Genomic DNA, 3,831 nt, shown 5'->3' with positions numbered 1-3,831 from the left:
CCCGAACTGCAGCCGGCACGTCGCGCGCGCGACAGCGGCATTGCGGCGGTGATAACCCTGGACGCGCAGATCGATCACGTGACCGGCCTGCTGATGCTGCGCGAGCGTGACACGCCCTTGCCGCTCTACGTCACCGACGCCGTGCTGCAAGACCTGAGCACGGGCTTCCCAGTTGTGTCGATACTCGCGCATTACTGCGGCGTAGAACGCCACGCCATTCCGCTCGATGGAGCGTCGTTTGCGGTTCCCGCGCTGCCGGGCATTCGCATTGAAGCGCTGCCGCTCTCGAGCAAGGCGCCGCCCTATTCCCCGCATCGCGAAGCACCGCAACGTGGCGACAACATCGGGCTGACGTTCATCGATGAACACTCGGGCAAGCGTGCGTTCTATGCGCCAGGCCTGGGTGCGCTAGAACCGCACGTCCTCGAAGCGATGAACGCGGCCGACTTGCTGCTGGTCGACGGCACGCTCTGGACGCCGGACGAAATGATCGAACTCGGGCTCTCCAAAAAGACCGCCGCCGATATGGGTCATCTCGCGCAAACCGGCGCGGGCGGCATGATCGACGTGCTTGATTCGATCGAACGGTCCGGAGTGCGCAAGGTCCTCATCCACATCAACAACACGAATCCGATCCTGGTTGAAGACGGTCCCGAACGACGACGACTCGCCGAACACGGCATTGAAGTTGCATTCGACGGGATGGCATTCGAACTTTGAGCAGCGCTTACAGGAGGACGCAAGTGAACGGCCCCACTCCGATGACCAGCAACCAAAATACGGACCACACGACCGCCTGGACTCGTGAAGCGTTCGAAGCCCAGCTTCGCGCGAAGGGCACCGCGTATCACATTCATCATCCGTTCAACGTGAAGATGAACGAGGGCGGCTGTTCACGCGAGCAGATTCGCGGCTGGGTCGCGAACCGCTTCTATTACCAGATCAATATTCCGCTGAAGGATGCCGCGGTGATGTCGAATTGCCCCGATCGCGAGACGCGCCGGCGCTGGGTGCTGCGCATTCTCGATCACGACGGTTACGGCAACGACGAAGGCGGCATCGAAATCTGGGCCCGGCTTGGAGACGCAGTCGGTCTCTCACGCGACGAACTCTGGTCGCTGCAACACGTGACGCCGGGCGTGAAATTCGCCGTCGATGCCTACGTCAACTTCGCGCGCCGCGCGCCGTGGCAGGAGGCGGTGTGTTCATCGCTGACCGAGATCTTTGCGCCGCAGATCCACAAGGACCGGCTTGCAACGTGGCCGTCGTGTTATCCGTGGATCGAGCCAGATGGATTGACGTATTTCCGCTCGCGTATCTCGCTCGCGCAACGCGATGTTGAACACGGCTTGCAGGTCACGCTCGATTACTTCAAGACCCGTGAACAGCAGGAACGCGCGCTCGAGATACTGCAGTTCAAGCTCGACATATTGTGGTCCATGCTCGATGCCATTGAAAAGGCCTTTCCCCAATGACATCGCCTACGCTCAAGCTCAAGGGAATCTTTCGGCTGCAATGGGAACCGGCGCAGGAAGCGCACGTGCTGTTGTATCCCGAAGGCATGGTCAAGCTGAATCAAAGCGCCGGGGAAATACTCAAGCGCTGCGACGGCACGCGCGATATCGACATGTTGATCAAGGACTTGCAGCAAGCCTTCAACGCGCAAGGCATTGGCGATGAAGTCCGTCTGTTCGTCGCCGAAGCCGAGCGCCGCGGCTGGCTGGAAAGTGCGGAGGCGGCGACATGAGCGATATTGCCCCGCCGCTGTGGCTGCTGGCCGAGCTGACGTACCGATGCCCGCTGCATTGCGCGTTCTGCTACAACCCCGTGAACTACACCGACCATGCCAGCGAACTGTCGACCGATCAATGGCTCGGCGTGTTGCGCGAAGCACGTGCGCTCGGCGCGGCACAACTGGGTTTCTCGGGAGGCGAGCCGCTGCTGCGCGACGACCTGGAAGTGCTCGTACGCGAAGGACGCCAGCTCGGTTTTTACACAAACCTGATCACGTCGGGCATCGGCTTGACGGACAAGCGTCTCGACGCGCTGAAAGACGCCGGGCTCGATCACATCCAGTTGTCGTTCCAGGACTCGACCCAGGAACTCAACGACTTCCTGAGCAGCACGCGCACCTTCGACCTGAAGAATCGCGTGGCGAAATCAATCAAGGCGCATGGCTTTCCGATGGTACTCAACTGCGTGCTGCATCGATACAACCTGCCTCACGTCGACAAGATCATCGACATGGCGCTCGCCATGGGCGCCGAATATCTGGAACTCGCGAACACGCAGTACTACGGCTGGGCACATGCCAACCGTGCCCAACTGATGCCGACAGCCGAGCAGTTGAAAGATGCGGAAGCCGTGGTTGAGCGCTACAGAAGCGAAATCGGCGATCGCTGCAAGATCTACTTCGTCGTGCCGGACTACTTCGAGACGCGGCCGAAGAAATGCATGAACGGGTGGGGTTCGGTCTTTCTCGGCATCGCCCCCGATGGCGCCGCACTGCCCTGCCACACAGCGCGTTCGCTGCCCGGTCTCACCTTCCCGAACGTGAAGCAAACCTCGATCCGCGAAATCTGGTACGACAGCGACGCGTTCAATCGCTTTCGCGGTTTCGACTGGATGAAGGAACCGTGCCGCAGTTGCGAGGAAAAAACCATCGATGCAGGCGGCTGCCGCTGCCAAGCGTACTTGCTGACCGGCGACCCGGCCAACGCCGATCCGGTCTGCGATAAATCGCCCCATCACGAAGCCGTGATCAACGTGGTGCGGCAGGCGGCCGCTCAACCCGCTCAACGCGAACCGGACGAGCAGCCGATCATGTTTCGCAACGACAGCAATTCACGTCGGCTGGCGGCGTCGCCTGACGACCACAACCCAAACCATCGCAGTGTCACCGATCTCGCGGGAGTCCACAAATGACCATCGCCAACATCAGTGTCCTCCTCGTCGATGACCACGCCGTGGTGCGCGAAGGTTACCGGCGCCTGCTCGAACTGAGTCCCGACGTTAGTGTGGCCGGTGAAGCCGCCGACGCGGCGCAGGCGTACCAGCGTTTCTGTGCATTGCGCCCGGACGTTGTCGTGATGGATCTGGCGTTGCCGGGCGCGAGCGGCATTGAAGCAATGCGGCGCATGCTCGCCCGCGAACCCGACGCCCATGTGCTGATTTTCAGCGTGCACGAGGAAACCATCTTCGTGCGCCGCGCGCTCGATGCCGGCGCGCGAGGCTACGTGACCAAGGCAAGCGCGCCCGACGTCCTGGTCGAAGCGGTCCGCGCGGTCGCAAGACGAGCACGCTACCTGAGCGCGGACGTGTCGCACGCACTTGCGCTGCGGGCCCAGTTCCAGGAGGGACCGCCGGGACGTCATTTATCAGCAAGGGAATTCGAGGTGCTGCGTCTGCTGGTGCAGGGCTATACGCTGCCGAGCATCGCGGAAAGACTCGGCCTGAGCCAGAAGACCGTTGCCAACCATCAGTCGGTGATCCGGCAGAAGTTCGGCGCGGACAATGGCGTGCAGCTTGCGCAGATGGCAAACCGCCTGGGCCTTCATTTCACCGATTTCGCCAACTCGGCCGGTTCACTGGGTTCGTTCGGCTCGGGCAATCCGGCCTGAACCGGCACCCGTGCGCAGAACAAAAAACCGCTGCCCCGCTGGCTGGCGATATGGAACTCACCGCCAATCGCCTCCACACGCTCACGCATGCCGATCAGTCCCAGGCCCGCACGCGGTTTTGTCAGATCGATGCCCGGACCGTCGTCGGTCATGGTCACCACGATCTCGTCGTGCTGCTTCCGTTCATCACGCGTATCGTCCGCAGTCCGAA

At 61.7% G+C, this 3,831-nt stretch carries 6 protein-coding genes; 5 read left to right on the top strand and 1 reads right to left on the bottom strand.

Annotation, left to right across the window (positions count from 1 at the left end; genetic code table 11):
• From JWR14_RS37225 to JWR14_RS37205, 5 genes are all read left to right on the top strand, one after another.
• On the top strand, positions 1-720 hold a 720-nt coding region (locus JWR14_RS37225; RefSeq protein ID WP_299719582.1), incomplete at its 5' end, for a pyrroloquinoline quinone biosynthesis protein PqqB.
• A 41-nt stretch (positions 721-761) separates the two neighbouring features.
• Positions 762-1,475, top strand: a complete 714-nt coding sequence (pqqC, locus tag JWR14_RS37220; protein ID WP_299719584.1) for a pyrroloquinoline-quinone synthase PqqC — start codon at positions 762-764, stop codon at positions 1,473-1,475.
• The gene (pqqD, locus tag JWR14_RS37215) at positions 1,472-1,747 is read left to right on the top strand and encodes a pyrroloquinoline quinone biosynthesis peptide chaperone PqqD (protein ID WP_299719580.1); all 276 of its coding nucleotides are present in this window, start codon (positions 1,472-1,474) and stop codon (positions 1,745-1,747) included. Before pqqC ends, pqqD begins: the two co-directional genes overlap by 4 nt.
• A complete protein-coding gene (gene pqqE / locus JWR14_RS37210; RefSeq protein WP_299719578.1) occupies positions 1,744-2,925 on the top strand; it encodes a pyrroloquinoline quinone biosynthesis protein PqqE in 1,182 nt (393 codons plus the stop codon). Before pqqD ends, pqqE begins: the two co-directional genes overlap by 4 nt.
• Complete coding sequence (locus JWR14_RS37205; protein ID WP_299719576.1) at positions 2,922-3,620, top strand: response regulator transcription factor; 699 nt, start codon at positions 2,922-2,924, stop codon at positions 3,618-3,620. The genes pqqE and JWR14_RS37205 overlap by 4 nt, the downstream gene beginning before the upstream one ends.
• On the opposite strand, the gene JWR14_RS37200 is transcribed toward JWR14_RS37205, so the two are convergent.
• The coding region (locus JWR14_RS37200; protein WP_366144633.1) for an ATP-binding protein at positions 3,554-3,831 on the bottom strand (278 nt) is incomplete at its 5' end. The genes JWR14_RS37205 and JWR14_RS37200 overlap by 67 nt on opposite strands.

It is taken from the genome of Caballeronia sp. (assembly GCF_028292365.1).
Taxonomy (GTDB): domain Bacteria; phylum Pseudomonadota; class Gammaproteobacteria; order Burkholderiales; family Burkholderiaceae; genus Caballeronia.
Note: the sequence above shows the minus strand (reverse complement) of the source record. Positions and strands in the feature narration are given on the sequence as shown.